Genomic DNA, 16456 nt, shown 5'->3' on the forward strand with positions numbered 1-16456 from the left:
AATCGCCGCCCGGGAAGAGGAAGAGGCCCCGCGATGCGGGGCCTCTTCCTCTACAGGTACACGCTTACGCGTACGGGTACACGCCTACGGGTCAGGACAGAACGTCCGCCGAACTCACCGGCCAGCTCATCCGGATCGTGCCGCCGAACTCGCCGGCACTCACCTCGACGTCGTCGACGAGCCCGCGGATCACCGCGAGACCCATCTCGTCCTCACCGTCGGCGTCGTCGAAGTCCTCGGCCGGAGCCTCGGACCGCGCGCCGGGGACACCGGCGGCGTCGGCCGCCGCCACCCCCGCGCCCGGCACCTCGTCGCCGACCTCGATGGAGAACGTCTTCTCCTCCTCGGTCAGCACGACCCTGATGGGGGTCGTGACGCCGTTGCTGCGGTGCAGCCCGACCGCTCGGGAACAGGCCTCACCCACGGCGAGACGCACCTCGTCGAGGACCGCCTCGTCCACGCCGGCCCGGCGCGCCACCGCGGCCGCCACCAGGCGGGCCGTACGGACGTGCTCGGGCTGAGCGCTGAAGCGGAGTTCAACGGTGGCCATACGAACCCCCTGGGCTCAGTCGACGGCGTTGACGGCCTCGTCGACCGAGGTGTGGATCGGGAACACCTTGGTGAGACCCGTGATCCGGAAAATCTTGAGAATGCGCTCCTGGTTGCAGACCAGACGCAGCGAGCCCTCATGCGCGCGGACGCGCTTCAGACCACCGACGAGCACACCGAGGCCCGTGGAATCCAGGAAGTCCACGCCCTCCATGTCGACAACCAGGTGGTAGCTGCCGTCGTTCACCAACTCGACCAACTGCTCGCGCAGCTTGGGCGCGGTATACACATCAATCTCGCCACCGACCTCGACGACCGTACGGTCACCACCAGCGCCGGACACATTGCGAGTCGACAGGGACAGGTCCACGGATCCTCCAGCACCTTGCTATCGAACGATCGTCCCCCGGGGTCTCCCGGACGGAGTCAGGGAACTGATCGTCAGCCGCGATGGCATTCAATCACTTACCAGCAGCCATGCACGACGCCTTGGAAGCATTGTCCGTCATGGCAGTGACACACTCGGTGCCGATGGCCAAGAATCAGCGCCCCCGTCGTCCCGCCGGAGACATGGGCAACCGACCCTCCCCCGGCATGGTCCTCGACCGGCTCTCCTCGGGCGAGAGCCGGGCCGCGCGCATCACTCATACGGAGCACATGCCCGCCCGGGAGGGTCGTCATGCCGTCTGGCCGCACCGCATCCGCCCGGAGGTGATCGCGGCGATCGAGGCGGCCGGGATCGAGCACCCCTGGGCCCACCAGGCGCAGGCCGCCGAGCACGCCCTCGACGGCGAATCCGTCGTGATCTCCACCGGAACCGCCTCGGGCAAGTCGCTCGCCTACCTCGCCCCGGTCCTCAGCACCCTCCTGGACGGCTCCGAGGCCGCCAACGGGCGCGGCACCACCGCCCTGTACCTCGCGCCCACCAAGGCCCTCGCCGCCGACCAGCGACGCGCCGTGCGGGAACTGGCCGCCCCGCTCGGCAACCGGATCCGCCCCGCCGTCTACGACGGCGACACCCCGGTCGAGGAACGCGAGTGGGTCCGCCAGTACGCGAACTACGTCCTCACCAACCCCGACATGCTGCACCGGGGCATCCTCCCGTCCCACCCCAGGTGGTCCTCCTTCCTTCGGTCCCTGCGCTACGTCGTGATCGACGAGTGCCACACCTACCGGGGCGTCTTCGGCTCCCACGTCGCCCAGGTGCTGCGGCGCCTGCGCAGGATCTGCGCCCGGTACGGCTCCGAGCCGGTCTTCCTCCTCGCCTCAGCCACCTCCGCCGACCCGGCCGTGGCCGCCGGCCGTCTCACGGGCCTGCAGGTCACCGAGGTCTCCGACGACGCCTCCCCGCGCGGCGAGCTGGTCTTCGCGCTGTGGGAGCCGCCGCTGACCGAGCTGCACGGCGAGCGCGGAGCGCCCGTACGCCGCACCGCCACGGCGGAGACGGCGGACCTGCTGACCGACCTGACCCGCCAGGGCGTCCGCTCGGTCGCCTTCGTCCGCTCCCGGCGCGGCGCGGAGCTGATCTCGGTGATCGCCCAGGAGCGGCTCGCCGAGACCGACCGGTCCCTCGCCCGGCGTGTCGCCGCCTACCGGGGCGGCTACCTGCCCGAGGAGCGCCGCGCCCTGGAGCGGGCCCTGCACTCCGGCGAGCTCCTGGGCCTGGCCGCCACGACCGCCCTGGAGCTGGGCGTGGACGTCTCGGGCCTGGACGCGGTCCTGATCGCCGGTTACCCGGGCACCCGGGCGTCCCTGTGGCAGCAGGCGGGCCGCGCCGGCCGCTCGGGCGAGGGCGCCCTCGCGATCCTCGTCGCCCGCGACGACCCGCTGGACACCTTCCTGGTCCACCATCCGGAGGCGATCTTCGACCAGCCGGTCGAGTCGACCGTCCTGGACCCCGACAACCCCTACGTGCTCGCCCCCCATCTGTGCGCCGCCGCCGCGGAGCTCCCGCTCACCGAACCGGACCTGGCCCTCTTCGGCCCGGCCGTCCCCGACCTGCTGCCCCAGCTGGAGGGCGCCGGTCTGCTGCGCCGCCGCTCCACCGGCTGGTACTGGACCCGCCGCGAGCGGGCCGCCGACCTCACCGACATCCGGGGCGGCGGCGGCAGCCCCGTCCGGATCGTCGAGGCCGGCACCGGCCGCCTCCTCGGCACCGTCGACGAGGCCGCCTCCCACACCGCCGTCCACGAGGGCGCCGTCCACCTCCACCAGGGCCGCACCTACCTGGTGCGGGAGCTGGACCTCAAGGACTCCGTGGCCCTCGTGGAGGGGGCCGTCCCGCCGTACTCCACCACCGCCCGCGACACCACCTCCATCGCCGTACTCGACACCGACACCGAGATCCCCTGGGGAGCCGGCCGCCTCTGCTACGGCTCCGTCGAGGTCACCAACCAGGTGGTCTCCTTCCTGCGCCGTCGGCTGATCACGGGCGAGGTCCTCGGCGAGACGAAGCTCGACCTGCCGCCCCGCACCCTGCGCACCCGGGCGGTGTGGTGGACGGTCACCGAGGACCAGCTCGACGCCGCCCGGATCACCCCGGAGATCCTCGGAGGCGCCCTGCACGCGGCCGAACACGCCTCCATCGGCATGCTGCCCCTGTTCGCGACCTGCGACCGCTGGGACATCGGCGGCGTGTCCGTGCCGCTGCACCCCGACACCCTGCTGCCCACCGTCTTCGTGTACGACGGCCATCCGGGCGGCGCGGGATTCGCCGAGCGCGCCTTCCACACGGCTCGCGCCTGGCTGACCGCCACCCGGGAGGCCATCGCCTCCTGCGAGTGCGAGGCGGGCTGCCCCTCCTGTATCCAGTCCCCGAAGTGCGGCAACGGCAACGATCCGCTCCACAAGCGGGGCGCCGTCCGCCTCCTCACGGAGATCCTCCGGGAGGCCCCGGCGGCCCCGGCGGCCCCGGAGCCCTCTGCGGCCCCGGAAGGCCCGGAGGGTCCCGCAGGCCCTGCCGCGGCCCCGCAGGGCCCCCAGGGCCCGCCCGCGACCTGACCTCGGGCCGGTAGGGGCCGCGCGCCGCCCGGGCGGTCACCTCCGCGCGCTCGCCCCGCACCGCGCACCGCACCAGCTCGGCACTCTGCGCGGCGGCCACCCGGGCGGCGACGGCGCACGCCTCGGCCTCGCCCCACAGCGCCCGGTCCGCGGCGGCCAGGGCCGCCATGTCGGCGGCCCCGCCGGCCCGGTGCCGGGCCGCCACCGCCTGTCCGAGCATGAGCACCGCCCCGAACACCACGCACAGCGCACAGGCCGCGAACGCCGCCCACACGGTCGCCGCACCCCGGTCGGACCCCCGGCCTCCCGTGCCCGGAGCCGAGCCGGTCACCACGCAGCTCCGGGCCCCGGACCTCCGCCGGCCGCGCCGTCGGCCACCGTGTCCTCCGCGAGGGCCGCCGCGTCCGCCCGCAACGTGACGCCCAGGCCCCGGGGACCGGGCGCCCTGGCCTCCACCGTCACCCGCCACAGCTCCCCCGCCCGCGTCACCGACACCCGTGCTCCCTCGGGCGCGGCGGCCCGGGCGGCCGACTCGGCGGAGGACACCGGCTCGGAGCGGGCCGCCGCCCGTGCTCCGGCCCGTGCCGCGTCCACGCACCGGATCTGCGCGGCGGCCGCCGCCAGCGCCCAGAGCAGCGTCACCGTGAACAGGGCCAGGACGGGCAGCACCATCGCCGCCTCCACGGTCACGAACCCCCGGTCAGAACGACGCATCGAGAGCCTTCCCGATCACCGACTCCAGCGCCCCCGAGACCGCCCCGCTCGTCACGATCTTGTACAGAACCGCGGCGAACGCCGCCGCGGCGATCGTTCCCACCGCGTACTCGGACGTCGTCATCCCCGCGTCCCGGCGCGCCGCCGCCTTCCGCCGCGCCCACCATCCACACACCACCGCCGCCGCCCTGCCTGCCATGTCTCCCGTGCCTGCCATGCCGTGCTCCTCGTTCCGTCGTCGCCTGTCGCGTTTCGTCATGCCTCGTCCGTCCGTGCCCGGCCGTGTCCGCCGTGTCCGCCGTGTCCGCCGTGTTCGCCGTTCATCCGTCCAGGAGTCCCGTCGCGAGGCCGATCACCACCGGGGCCACTCCCACCGCCAGGAAGGCGGGCAGGAAGCAGAGCCCCACGGGGGCGCTGATCAGGACCTGCGCCCGGCGCGCCCTGGCCTCCGCCGTACGGGCGCGGGCCGACCGCAGCGCCGCCGCGTGCCGGGCGACGGCCTCCGCCGCCGGCGCACCCGAGGAACCGGCCCGCTCCATGCAGCGGGCCAGCCCTGCGGCGCCCGGTGTCGCGCCGAACCTCCGCCACACCTCGGCCGGTTCACCGCCGAGCCGGAGTTCGGCCGCGGTGCGGGTCAGACGCTCACCCAGCGGCCCGCCGACGGAACGGCCGACGGCCTCCGCCGCCTCCCCCGGTCCGGCTCCCGCCGAGGCGCAGGCGGCCAGCAGGTCGGCCGCAAGCGGGAGATGCCGTGCCGCCTCCTCGTCGTCGATCGCCGAGGTGGCGGAACTCTTGGCCTCGCCTCGCCGCACCCCGGCTGCCACCAGAGCCCCGGCGAGCAGGCCGCCGAGCCCGCCGAACAGCGCCCAGCCGAGGCCGGCCGCCGCGAGTGGCGCCAGCCAGTGCCCCACCCACCGGGGCAGCCCCGCCCGGGACTTCACGGCCCGTGGCGCCGGTGCAGGGAACAGGCTTCTCACCCGCCGCCGCACGCCACGCGCCCGCCGGCCGTTCACCACCTCCCGGGCGGCCTGCGCGCAGCAGACCAGCGCCAGGACCACGAGTACCGCCAGTTGAAAGGCCGCGATCACGCCCGCTCCCCTCCTCGTACGATCCGTGCGGCCCACCACAGTCCGGCCGCCTCCAGCGCCCCGCCCACCGCCAGGCAGCCCAGGCCCGCCGGCGTGTGCAGCAGCACCCGCAGGGGGTCGGCGCCAAGGGCCGCGCCGAGGGCGACGCCCGCCACCGGGAGCAGCGCGAGAACCGCCACCGTCGCCCAGGCGCCGGCCAGTTCGGTCCGCAACCGCTCCCGCCGCTCGTGGTGCTCCCGCAGGGCCGCTTCCAGCCGGTCGAGCCCGGCGGCCAGGCCCGCGCCCCCGTCCACGGCCACCTGCCAGCAGGCCGCCATGCCCGCGAGCCCGCCGGCGCCGTCCTGGCCTGCCGCCCTGCGCAGCGCGTCCGGCACGTCCCCGCCGAACCGGGCCGCCGCCAGCACCGCCGCCTCCTCACCGCCCAGCGCTCCCGTCTCCCGGGCCGCGAAGGACAGTGCCTGGGCGGGCTGCCACCCGGCTCTCAGCTCCCCGACGACCGCCCCGCACAAGGCCACCACCCGCTCGCCCCTCGCCTCCCGTTCCCTCCGCCGCTCGACCGCCCTCCATCGCCGCGCCACCAGCGGCACCGCGACCGCCCCCGCGACCAAGGGCAGCGGCGACGCGCCGAGCACCGCGACGGCCCCCGCCACCGGCAGACACAGCCACGCCCGATGTCCGCGCACCACGGCCCACCACCGCGCGCCCACGGCCGGCCACCGGCCACCCCGGGCTCGGCGAGCGCCGGAGCCGTCGGACCCGCCGCCTACGAGCACCGCCCGTGCCCTGTTCACCCCACGGCGCCGCTCGGCCGCCCACCCCAGCGCGAGGCCCGCGCAGAGCCCCGCCGCGCCGTGGGCCACGGCCTGGACCGGCAGCAGTTCCGTCGTCACCACGAGCCCGCTCCGATCAGCGAGCCCAGCCGCTCCCAGCCACGCTCCCGCGCGAAACCGGACGCGCCCCACCGCAGCGCCGGAACCGTCCGCACGAGACCGTCCCGGTCCCGCTCCAGGACGTGCACCTCGGCGATCCGCCGCCGCCCGCCCCGGTCCCGCGCCAGGTGCAGCACGACCGACAGACCGGCTGCCAACTGGCTGTGCAGGGCGGCCCGGTCGAGCCCCGCCGCCGTCCCCAGGGCCTCGAGTCGCGCCGGTACGTCCGCCGCGGTGTTGGCGTGGACAGTTCCAGAGCCGCCTTCATGACCTGTGTTGAGGGCGGCGAGCAGGTCCACCGCCTCGGGCCCTCTGACCTCTCCGACCACCAGCCGGTCGGGCCTCATCCGAAGCGCCTGCCGGACGAGGTCCCGCAGCGTGACGAGACCGGCGCCCTCCTGGTTCGCGGGCCGCGCCTCGAGACGCACGACATGCGGGTGGTCCGGCCGCAGCTCCGCCGAGTCCTCGGCGAGGACGATCCGCTCCCGCTCTCCCACCAGGCCGAGCAGCGAGGCGAGCAACGTGGTCTTGCCCGTCCCCGTGCCGCCGCTGACCAGGTACGACACCCGGGCGTCGATCAGGGCGCGCAGGATCGGGGCGCCGCCGGGCGGCACGGTGCCGGCCGCCGCGAGCTCCTCCAGGGTGAAGGCGCGGGGCCGCACCACCCGCAGCGACAGGCAGGTCGAGCCGACCGCCACCGGTGGCAGCACGGCATGCATCCGGGTGCCGTCGGGCAGCCGCGCGTCGACCCAGGGCCGGGCGTCGTCGAGCCTGCGTCCGGCCACCGCCGCGAGACGCTGGGCGAGCCTGCGTACGGCGGCGGCGTCGGAGAAGGACACCGGGGCCCGTTCGAGACCGGCGCCCCGGTCCACCCACACCCGGTCGGGCGCCGAGACCAGGACGTCGGTGACGGCAGGGTCGGCGAGCAGCGGTTCCAGGGGGCCGGTGCCGATCAGTTCGCACCGCAACTCCTCCGCGGCGCCGAGCACTTCCGCGTCGCCGAGCAGCCGCCCCTGGGCACGCAGCGCCGCCGCCACCCGGGCCGGGGTGGGATCGGACCCGCTGGCAGCGAGTCGCTGCCGCACGGCGTCGAGCAGCCCGGCACCGCCGCCGACGGCGCCTCCCGCCCCGGTCACACCGCACCGCCGGAGCCGAGGGCCCGCGTCCAGAACGCGTCGCAGAACCGGCCGAGCGGCCCACGGGGCTCGGCGCCCGGCGGCAGCCCCGCGTCCTGGTCCTCCACGATCCCCGGGTCGTAGGGCAGTTCACCGGCCAGTGGCAACCGCAGGGCGTCGGCCACCCATCGTTCGTCGAGTCCCGCCGCGTACGGGCCACGGACCACGGCCCGCAGGTCGCGCACGCCCACGGAGAGCGTCGAGGCGACCCGGTGGGCCGCCGCGACGGCCCTCAACTCGCCGGGAACGACGAGCAGTCCGAGGTCGAGCTGCGCCTGCGCCTCCGCGGCCGCTGCGTCGGTTCCGCGCGGCAGGTCGACGACCACGACTCCGCCCCGGCGGCGAGCCGCGGCCAGCACGGACCGCACGGCCTCGGGCGGCACCGCGTCCACGGGCTCCCTGCCCCAGCTGAGCACCCGGACTCCCCGCACGGACGGCAGGGACTCCTCCAGGGCGCCGCCGGCCAGCCGGCCCTTCGAGGCCGCGAAGTCGGGCCAGCGCCTGCCCTCCTCGCGCTCGCCGCCGAGCAGCACATCGAGTCCGCCGCCCAGCGGATCGCCGTCGACGAGCAGGGTGCGCCGCCCGGTCCGCGCGGCGGCGAGCGCGAGCCCGCAGGCCAGGGTGGAGGCGCCGGCGCCCCCGCGCCCGCCGACGACCCCGACGGTCAGCGCCTGCCGGCCCACGCCTTCGGCCGCGTCGGCGATGCGGTCGACGAGGACGGCCTCGGCGTCGGGCAGCCTGAGCACGCCCTCGGCGCCGATCTCGACGGCCAGTCGCCACACCGCCGGATCGTCGTGGTCACGGCCGACGAGAACGGTCCCGGGGCGGCGCACCGCTCCCCGGCAGAGGGCCGCGACATCGTCGCCGACCAGGACGAGGGGCGGATCGGTCCAGCTCGCCCGCCGCTCCGGCACCCGGTGGTGCACTTCGGGCTCGACTCCGGCAGCGGCGCACAGCCGCAGGAGGTCGTCGAGCAGCCCCAGATCCTCGGTGACGATCAGCGGCCCGGCGCGGCGCGGCTCGTCGGCCCCCTGCGCCTCCGGTCCGCCCTGCGCCTCCGCTCTGCCCGGCGCCGAAGCCGACGCCGCCGCCCCGGTCCTGGATGTCCTGAACGTCTCCATGGCACACGCCCTCTCGTGATTCCCGCCGACCGCGAACTTCGCGACAGGAATCACCGTGGGGCCGTACCGGAAATCTTGGGGATGTCACCGAAAAACTGTGGATATCCGAAGCCCTGTGAATATCTTCGTCACCTCTCCGGGGACTGCCCGGAACGCAGCCCGCCGGTTACCGTGAGTGATGAATCGAGGGTCGGGCCGAGCTCAGGCCGGATCACGGCCGACGGCCGAAAGGAAGGGAGTGGACGATGTCCCACAGCGCCGAAACGGCTCCGGACATGCGACGACCCCCGCCGGGGGGGAGAGCGGGGGTCGTCTTTCCGGCCGACTCGGGGGGGGAGGAGCCGGGCCGGGTTAGCACGGTCGCGAACGATCCGTGACTTCCATGGTGTACCCGAGAGCCTTCTCAGGCAAACCCACACGCCCCAGCGTACGCCGAATGGCCGCCACCTATGCTCAGCCTTGTGGAAAACCACTCCTTGCCGCGCACAGCCGCCTTCTTTGACCTGGACAAGACGGTCATTGCGAAGTCCTCGACGCTGACCTTCAGCAAGTCCTTCTACCGGGGCGGACTGATCAGCCGCCGCGCCGCCCTGCGGACGGCGTACATCCAGTTCGTCTTCCTGGCGGGCGGGGCCGATCACGATCAGATGGAGCGGATGCGCGAATATCTTTCCGCGCTCTGCAAAGGCTGGAACGTCGCCCAGGTGAAGGAGCTCGTCGCCGAGACCCTTCACGACCTGATCGACCCGATCATCTACGACGAGGCTGCCTCGCTCATCGAGGAGCACCACGCCGCGGGCCGCGACGTCGTGATCGTCTCGACCTCGGGCGCCGAGGTCGTCGAGCCGATCGGCGAGATGCTCGGGGCCGACCGGGTCGTCGCCACCAGGATGGTGGTCGGCGAGGACGGCTGCTTCACCGGGGAGGTGGAGTACTACGCCTACGGCCCGACGAAGGCCGAGGCGGTCCGCGACCTCGCGGCGTCGGAGGGCTACGACCTCTCACGCTGCTTCGCGTACAGCGATTCGGCGACCGACATCCCCATGCTGGAGGCCGTCGGCCATCCGTACGCGGTCAATCCCGACCGGGCGCTGCGCCGGGAGGCCGTGGCCCGGGAATGGCCGGTTCTCGCCTTCGAGAAGCCGGTGCGGCTGAAGCAGCGGCTTCCCGCGTTCCGGATGCCGCCCCGCCCCACGCTCGTCGCGGCGGCGGCCGTCGGCGCGGCGGCCCTGGGCGCCGGACTGGTCTGGTACGCCTCGCGCCGGCGACAGGCGGCCCGGGCCCCTCGACCGGCCGAGGCCTTTGCCCGGATTTGAATGAGAAGCAAAGAAGCGGAGCCAGCACTTTCGCTTCCACTCGGACAGGAGTAGAAAGGAATCAGGCCCGCGAGACCGAGGACATCCGAGAGGATCACCTGTTGAGCATGAAGGCCCCACGGACCTAGCACAGAAACCAAGCACCCACGCGACGTCGACCCGTCGATTACGGGCCAGCCGCACCAGGCCAAGGGCAAAGCACCCGGCCTGATGGGCACATATCGAGGACGCATGGTAACTGGGTGGACGTGCCAGCGGCGGTACCAGAACTGGTACCGCCGCAACCCATTTCAGGCCGCGCCGCGCTGAAGCGCCTCACAGACGGCCGTCGACTCACGGGCACCGAGTTCGACCGCGCGCCCGCAGTGCGCGATCCAGCCGCCCACGCCCTCCGGGGTCCCCGAGAGGTACCCCTCGAAGGCCGCGAGGTACGCCGCCCGCCCCTGCTCCGCGTGGCCGACCTCCGCCGGGCAGACCGCCTTGGGGTCGAGGCCGCTCCCGACCAGCGCGATCCGCTCCGCCGCCCGCGCGACCAGACCGTTGTACGAGGTGAAGGGGCGCAGCGCGAGCAGCTCGCCGTGGACCACGGCGGCCGTCACGAGCGCCGGAGCCTCGCTGCCCGCGACGATCAGCTCCGCGAGCCCTTCGAGCCGTCCCGCGACCTCGTCGGGCGACGGCAGCGGGGACGTGACGAGCGGTTCGTCGACCGTCTCGCCGTCCAGCCGCGGGCGCCCCACGGAGTCACCGGCCGCGCCCCCGCCGGATGCGCCCGAGCCCGGGTCGCCGGCCGCGACCAGGTGGAGGCGGGCGAGCACCCGCAGCGGCGACTGGCGCCAGATGGAGAGCAGCTGCCCGGCCTCGGCGCCGAGCCGCAGGGCGGCCCCGACCGTGCGGGCCTCGGGGTCCGCGCCGAAGTCGGTGCGGCGGCGGACCTCTTCCAGGGCCCAGTCGGCGCCGGAGAGGGCGGCCGAGCCGCGCGCTCCGCGCAGGGCCGCCTCGGAGGAGATCTCGTTGCTGCGGCGCCGCATCACACGGTGGCCGTAGACCCGGTCGACGGCCTTGCGTACGGAGTCCACCGCGTCGGCGACGCCCGGCAGGGAGCCGAGGGCGGCCAAGGGGTCAGAGGCGTGCGTACTCATAGGTAGGGAGGCTACGCGCCCCGGCGCTCCGCCCCACGATGGAGTGGTCTTCTTCACGCACCTTGACCACGGGCCGCGTTCATGCCGCTACCCTAGGTGAACATGAAGATCGCTTTCGTGGGGAAGGGCGGCAGCGGCAAGACCACGCTGTCCTCGCTCTTCATCCGCCACCTCGCCGCCAACGAAGCCCCGGTCGTGGCCATCGACGCCGACATCAACCAGCACCTGGGCGCCGCGCTCGGCCTGCCGGACGCGGAGGCCGCCGCGCTGCCCGCGATGGGCGCGCACCTCCCGCTCATCAAGGAGTACCTGCGGGGCACGAATCCGCGGATCGTCTCCGCCGAGACGATGATCAAGACGACGCCGCCCGGGGAGGGTTCGCGGCTGCTGCGGGTCCGCGAGGAGAACCCGGTCTACGAGGCCTGCGCGCGACCGGTCCGGCTCGACGACGGCGACATCCGCCTGATGGCGACCGGTCCCTTCACGGAGTCGGACCTCGGGGTCTCCTGCTACCACTCGAAGGTCGGCGCGGTGGAGCTCTGCCTCAACCACCTGGTCGACGGCCCGGACGAGTACGTGGTCGTCGACATGACCGCGGGCTCGGACTCCTTCGCCTCCGGCCTCTTCACCCGCTTCGACATGACCTTCCTGGTCGCCGAGCCGACCCGCAAGGGCGTCTCGGTCTACCGCCAGTACAAGGAGTACGCGCGGGACTTCGGCGTCGCGCTCAAGGTCGTCGGCAACAAGGTGCAGGGCGAGGACGATCTCGACTTCCTGCGTGCGGAGGTCGGCGACGACCTGCTCGTGACGGTCGGCCACTCGGACTGGGTCCGCGCCATGGAGAAGGGCCGACCGCCCCGCTTCGAGCACCTGGAGGTGGAGAACCGGATGTCGCTCCAGGCCCTCCAGGACGCGGCGGACGACTCGTACCCCGACCGCGACTGGGACCGCTACACGCGCCAGATGGTCCACTTCCACCTGCGCAACGCGGAGAGCTGGGGCAACGCCAAGACGGGAGCGGATCTGGCGGCGCAGGTCGACCCCGAGTTCGTGCTCGGCGATCCGATGGCCGCCGCACCCGGCCTCGGCTGACGGCCGCACCGCCCACGAAGGGGGCCGACCTGCCGGCGCAGGTCGGCCCCCGGGATCGTGCGGCGGTGCGAAGGGATCAGGGCCGTTCGGCCTGCTTGGCGCCCGCTGCGGGGACGGCCGACGGGGCCGCGAGGAAGCCCGCCCAGCCTCCCGGCGGGGCCTCGCCGACCTTCAGGGTGCGCATCTTGGCGATGGCGTCGGGATCCTGGGCGTCGAGCCAGTCGGCGAGCTGGCGGAAGGACACGCACTTGACGTCCTTCTGCACGCACACCGTGGCGATGGTCTCCTCGATGGCGCGCATGTACGTGCCGCCGTTCCAGGACTCGAAGTGGTTGCCGATGACGAGCGGCGCGCGGTTGCCCCGGTAGGAGCGCTCGAAGGCCTGCACCAGGCCGTCCCGCATCTGGTCACCCCAGTACCGGTGCTGGGACGGGTCGCCCTGGGTGGTGCCGGGCGACTGGTTGACCAGGAAGTTGTAGTCCATGGCCAGCGTCTGGAAGGCGCGGCCCGGGACGGGCACGAGGTGCATCGACAGGTCCCAGAGGCCCGTGTCCTTCTTGGGCCAGATCTGGTCGTTGACGCCGCTCGTGTCGTAGCGGAAGCCCATCTGCGCCGCCGCCCGCACGAAGTTCTTCCGGCCTTCGAGGCAGGGGGTGCGGGCGCCGACGAGTTCCTTCTCGTAGTCGAAGGGCAGCGGCTGCTCCGCCCGCAGGCCCGCGTTGGTCTTCCAGTTCTTGACGAAGGACTTGGCCTGGTCGATCTCGCTCTTCCAGTCCTCGACCGACCAGTTGCCGACGCCGCTCTCCTTCCCGCAGAAGTGCCCGTTGAAGTGGGTGCCGATCTCGTTGCCCTCCAGCCAGGCGGCACGCAGTTCGCGGACGGTGGCGCGGATGCCCTCGGTGTCGTTGAAGCCGATGTCGGAGCGCCCGGCCCTGTGCTGCGGCGGCTGGTAGAGCTTCCGCTTCTCCTCGGGCAGCAGGTACACGCCGCTGAGGAAGTACGTCATGGCGGCGTCGTACTTCTTGCCGACGGAGCGGAAGTGCGAGAAGAGCTTCTGGCTGTCCTCGCCGGCGCCGTCCCACGAGAAGACGACGAACTGCGGCGGGGTCTCGCCCGGCTTGAGGCGCTGCCAGACGGGCTGGCGGGGCTGGGCGCCGGTGAAGGCCGTGGAGCCGTCGCCGATCAGTTGGACCGCGTTCGGCGGGGCCGCTGCCGGCCCCTTCTTGGCGCCCGCGCCGCCCGGCGCCCCCTTCGTGGCGTCGCCGTCGGAGCCCGAGCAGCCGGCGAGGCCGGTGATCAGGGCGACGGCGAGGGCACCGGCGGCGAGCGTCTTCCTGGGGACTGCCTTGTGGACTGCGGTCCTTCTCCCGGCGGCTGGCATCCGCCCACCTCTCCTCAGAGCACGTTCCGTACGAGCCGCGTCAACGTCGCACCACTCGCCCTGGGGAGATGAAACGACAAGCGGCAATCCGTTCGCCTATCACCGGAACCGGTGAATCATTGCCCTGTTTGCCCCGAAAATAATGCCGGAGACTTTACTCTCCATTACGATCCATTTACCGAGCGTTGATCCTCGCCCTGGGCGGGGTCCCGCCGGAATCCCGCCGCTGCACGCCGTGACCCACGGCCGCGAGCCCCCCAGTTCGTCCCGCACGAACCGCGACCGCGCTGCCCCGGAGGAGACGGGAATGACCCTCTGCACCCCTGACCGCATCACCAACCGGCCCGAAGTCCAGCGGCCCCACAGCCCGCCGGACGGACCCCGCCGCTTCCGCATCCACGGCGCCGACCTGTCCGCCTCGGTCGCCGTCTTCCTGATCGCCCTGCCGCTCTCGCTCGGCATCGCGCTCGCCACCGGAGCCCCGCTCCAGGCCGGTCTGGTCGCCGCCGCCGTCGGCGGCATCGTCGCCGGGCGCTTCGGAGGCGCCCCTCTCCAGGTGAGCGGCCCCGCCGCCGGCCTCACCGTCGTGACCGCCGAGCTCATCCAGCGGTACGGCTGGCGCACCACCTGCGCGATCACCGTCCTCGCCGGACTCACCCAACTCGCCCTTTCCGCACTCCGCGTGGCCCGCTCGGCGCTCGCCGTCTCCCCCGCGATCGTGCACGGCATGGTGGCCGGCATCGGCGTCACCATCGCCCTCGCCCAGCTCCACATCGTGCTCGGCGGCACTCCGCAGAGCTCCGCCGTGGACAACGTCCTGGGCCTGCCCGCCCAGCTGGCGGACATCCACCCGGCCGCCCTCGCCCTCAGCGCCCTCACCGTGGCCGTGCTGCTGTGCTGGCCCCGGCTGCCGGGCCGCGCCGGACGGTTCGCCCGGAAGCTTCCCGCCGCGCTCGTCGCGGTGGCCGGGGCCACGGCGGTGGCGACCTTCGCCGGGATCGCCGTACCCCGCGTCGACCTGCCGTCCTGGAGCAGCCACGCGCTGCCCGGCCTGCCCGAGGGCCCGGTGCTCGGCATCGCGGCCGGGGTGCTGACGATCACGCTGGTGACCAGTGTGCAGTCGCTGCTGTCCGCCGTGGCGGTCGACAAGCTGGTCGCCGCCCGGCCGGACGGCGGGCAGGGTGTTCCGCGTGCCGCTCTCGACCGTGAACTCGCCGGTCAGGGCGCGGCCAACGTGGTCTCCGGGGCGCTCGGCGGGCTGCCGGTCGCCGGTGTCGCGGTCCGCAGCGTCGCCAACGTGTCGGCGGGCGCGAAGACCCGCGCCTCCACGATGCTGCACGGCCTGTGGATCGTGCTCGCGGCCCTGCTGCTCGTCCCCCTGCTCGATCTGATCCCGCTGCCCGCGCTCGCCGCGCTGGTCATGGTGGTCGGCATCCAGATGGTCAGCATCACCCACATCCGTACCGTCACCCAGCACCGTGAGGTCGTCGTCTACGCGGTGACGGTGGCCGGCGTCGTCCTCGTCGGCATCCTGGAGGGCGTCGCCCTCGGCATCGCCGTGGCCGTCGCGGTCGCCCTGCACCGGCTCGCCCGCACCCGGATCACCCGCGACGACAAGGACGGGCGCCACCTGCTGCGCGTGCGGGGCCAGCTGACCTTCCTCGCCGTCCCCCGGCTGAGCCGCGCCCTGCACCAACTGCCGTACGGCTCCGACGTGGTGGTCGAGCTCGACGGGTCCTTCATGGACCACGCGGCGTACGAGACGCTGAGCGACTGGACCGCCGGGCACCTCGCCCACGGCGGGACGGTCGAGACGACAGGACCGTCCGGCACCCGGATCGCCGAGCCGGCCCCCGCCACCGCGTCGGCCGCCGATGCGCACACCTGCTGCCGGCCCTGGACGCCGTGGCACAACCACCAGTGCGGGGTGCAGCCGGCCGACCGGCCGGACGCGCCCGACGAGTCGACGGAGCCGGCCGAGCCCCGGCGCGCGACGGGGCTGCATCTGGCCAGCGGCATCGGCCAGTTCCAGCGGAACACGGCCCCGCTCGTACGGGACGAGCTGGCGCGGCTCGCCCGGGAGGGCCAGACGCCTTCACAGCTGTTCCTGACCTGTGCCGACTCCCGGCTGGTCACCAGCATGATCACGTCGAGCGGTCCCGGTGACCTGTTCACCGTGCGCAACGTCGGCAATCTCGTCCCCCTCCCCGGCGAGGAGAGCGGCGACGACTCGGTGGCGGCGGCGATCGAGTACGCGGTGGAGGTGCTGCGGGTCGCGTCGATCACCGTCTGCGGCCACTCCGGCTGCGGCGCGATGCAGGCTCTCCTGAACAGCGGTCCCGACGACCCGCCGACTCCGCTCCGCCGCTGGCTGCGCCACGGGCGGCCCAGCCTGGAGCGGATGGTGAGCCGGAGACACGCCTGGGCCCGGATCTCCGGACGCCTTCCGGCCGACGCGGTCGAGCAGCTCTGCCTGACGAACGTGGTCCAGCAGCTGGATCACCTGCGGGCGTACGAGCCGGTGGCGCGGCGGCTCTCCGAGGGCACGCTCACGCTGCACGGCATGTACTTCCACGTGGGCGAGGCGCAGGCGTACCTGCTCTCGGGGACGGACGAGGTGCACAGCTACGACGACGTGTTCACCCAGGTCATGCCGACGGGCCCGCGGGAGACGGCCCGCGCGTCCTGACCGCACGGGCGCTCCGGACGCTTCACCTCCGGCCGCGCCCGCGGCCGCGGCCGGAACCCGCGTGCCCTGAACCTTCCGCTTCCCCCGTCCGTGAGACTGTGTGGCCCCTTCTCCCACCGCTCGGGAAGAAGGGGCCCCCGCACGCCATTCGCCCAACAGGTCTAAACCAATTGTCCGGAGGCTCTTGTCACCCGGGCATCTGACTGATGAGCTATGACGCGGGACACATACGCACAGAGGACGCCCTGGGAAAGGGAGATGTC

At 73.7% G+C, this 16456-nt stretch carries 14 protein-coding genes and 1 pseudogene; 4 read left to right on the forward strand and 11 right to left on the reverse strand.

Features of this window, described 5'->3' with window-relative positions; translation table 11 throughout:
* Window positions 1–91: 91 nt before the first annotated feature.
* Together IO20_RS0128035 and IO20_RS0128040 are read right to left on the reverse strand one after the other, a co-directional pair.
* The gene (locus IO20_RS0128035) at window positions 92–550 is read right to left on the reverse strand and encodes an ATP-binding protein (RefSeq protein WP_030209224.1); all 459 of its coding nucleotides are present in this window, start codon (window positions 548–550) and stop codon (window positions 92–94) included.
* 15 nt (window positions 551–565) lie between these two features.
* The gene (locus IO20_RS0128040; protein WP_015034520.1) at window positions 566–919 is read right to left on the reverse strand and encodes an STAS domain-containing protein; all 354 of its coding nucleotides are present in this window, start codon (window positions 917–919) and stop codon (window positions 566–568) included.
* An 80-nt stretch (window positions 920–999) separates the two neighbouring features.
* Between IO20_RS0128040 and IO20_RS0128045 the strand changes: the two genes are divergently transcribed.
* On the forward strand, window positions 1000–3549 hold the full coding sequence (locus IO20_RS0128045; protein WP_030554431.1) for a DEAD/DEAH box helicase: 2550 nt from the start codon (window positions 1000–1002) through the stop codon (window positions 3547–3549).
* Window positions 3550–3589: 40 nt separating this feature from the next.
* Here the strand turns inward: IO20_RS0128045 and IO20_RS42200 are convergent.
* From IO20_RS42200 to ssd, 7 genes and pseudogenes are all read right to left on the reverse strand, one after another.
* Window positions 3590–3883: pseudogene (locus IO20_RS42200) on the reverse strand (Rv3654c family TadE-like protein); the annotation flags it as partial.
* Entirely contained in the window at window positions 3877–4263 is a 387-nt protein-coding gene (locus tag IO20_RS0128050) for a TadE family type IV pilus minor pilin (protein ID WP_245685070.1), read from the reverse strand. The pseudogene IO20_RS42200 and the gene IO20_RS0128050, both read right to left, overlap by 7 nt.
* Window positions 4250–4462: a DUF4244 domain-containing protein gene (locus tag IO20_RS42205; RefSeq protein ID WP_030554428.1), complete on the reverse strand. Its 213-nt coding sequence runs from the start codon at window positions 4460–4462 to the stop codon at window positions 4250–4252. The genes IO20_RS0128050 and IO20_RS42205 overlap by 14 nt, the downstream gene beginning before the upstream one ends.
* A 121-nt stretch (window positions 4463–4583) precedes the next feature.
* Window positions 4584–5351, reverse strand: coding sequence for a type II secretion system F family protein (locus IO20_RS0128060; protein ID WP_245685071.1), 768 nt, complete (start codon window positions 5349–5351; stop codon window positions 4584–4586).
* Window positions 5348–6241 carry a type II secretion system F family protein gene (locus IO20_RS0128065; protein WP_051874711.1) on the reverse strand — a complete coding sequence of 298 codons (894 nt, stop codon included), beginning with the start codon at window positions 6239–6241 and terminating at the stop codon, window positions 5348–5350. Before IO20_RS0128065 ends, IO20_RS0128060 begins: the two co-directional genes overlap by 4 nt.
* Window positions 6238–7416 carry a TadA family conjugal transfer-associated ATPase gene (locus IO20_RS0128070; protein WP_030554425.1) on the reverse strand — a complete coding sequence of 393 codons (1179 nt, stop codon included), beginning with the start codon at window positions 7414–7416 and terminating at the stop codon, window positions 6238–6240. The genes IO20_RS0128065 and IO20_RS0128070 overlap by 4 nt, the downstream gene beginning before the upstream one ends.
* Complete coding sequence (gene ssd, locus IO20_RS0128075) at window positions 7413–8576, reverse strand: septum site-determining protein Ssd (RefSeq protein WP_245685072.1); 1164 nt, start codon at window positions 8574–8576, stop codon at window positions 7413–7415. Before ssd ends, IO20_RS0128070 begins: the two co-directional genes overlap by 4 nt.
* 449 nt (window positions 8577–9025) lie before the next feature.
* Here ssd and IO20_RS0128080 point away from each other — a divergent pair, with 449 nt between their 5' ends.
* Complete coding sequence (locus IO20_RS0128080; RefSeq protein WP_030554423.1) at window positions 9026–9892, forward strand: HAD family hydrolase; 867 nt, start codon at window positions 9026–9028, stop codon at window positions 9890–9892.
* A gap of 290 nt (window positions 9893–10182) precedes the next feature.
* Here the strand turns inward: IO20_RS0128080 and IO20_RS0128085 are convergent, their stop codons facing one another.
* A complete protein-coding gene (locus tag IO20_RS0128085; RefSeq protein WP_030554422.1) occupies window positions 10183–11031 on the reverse strand; it encodes a Fic family protein in 849 nt (282 codons plus the stop codon).
* A 102-nt stretch (window positions 11032–11133) separates the two neighbouring features.
* On the opposite strand from IO20_RS0128085, the gene IO20_RS0128090 reads away from it, so the two are divergent.
* The gene (locus tag IO20_RS0128090) at window positions 11134–12123 is read left to right on the forward strand and encodes an ATP-binding protein (protein WP_030554421.1); all 990 of its coding nucleotides are present in this window, start codon (window positions 11134–11136) and stop codon (window positions 12121–12123) included.
* Window positions 12124–12199: 76 nt separating this feature from the next.
* Here IO20_RS0128090 and IO20_RS0128095 read toward each other — a convergent pair whose 3' ends face one another.
* The gene (locus IO20_RS0128095) at window positions 12200–13504 is read right to left on the reverse strand and encodes a polysaccharide deacetylase family protein (RefSeq protein ID WP_030554420.1); all 1305 of its coding nucleotides are present in this window, start codon (window positions 13502–13504) and stop codon (window positions 12200–12202) included.
* Window positions 13505–13811: 307 nt separating this feature from the next.
* Here IO20_RS0128095 and IO20_RS0128100 point away from each other — a divergent pair, with 307 nt between their 5' ends.
* Entirely contained in the window at window positions 13812–16193 is a 2382-nt protein-coding gene (locus IO20_RS0128100; protein WP_030554418.1) for a SulP family inorganic anion transporter, read from the forward strand.
* The last annotated feature ends 263 nt before the right edge of the window (window positions 16194–16456 follow it).

The sequence above is a fragment of the Streptomyces exfoliatus genome (assembly GCF_000725545.1).
GTDB lineage: Bacteria > Actinomycetota > Actinomycetes > Streptomycetales > Streptomycetaceae > Streptomyces > Streptomyces exfoliatus.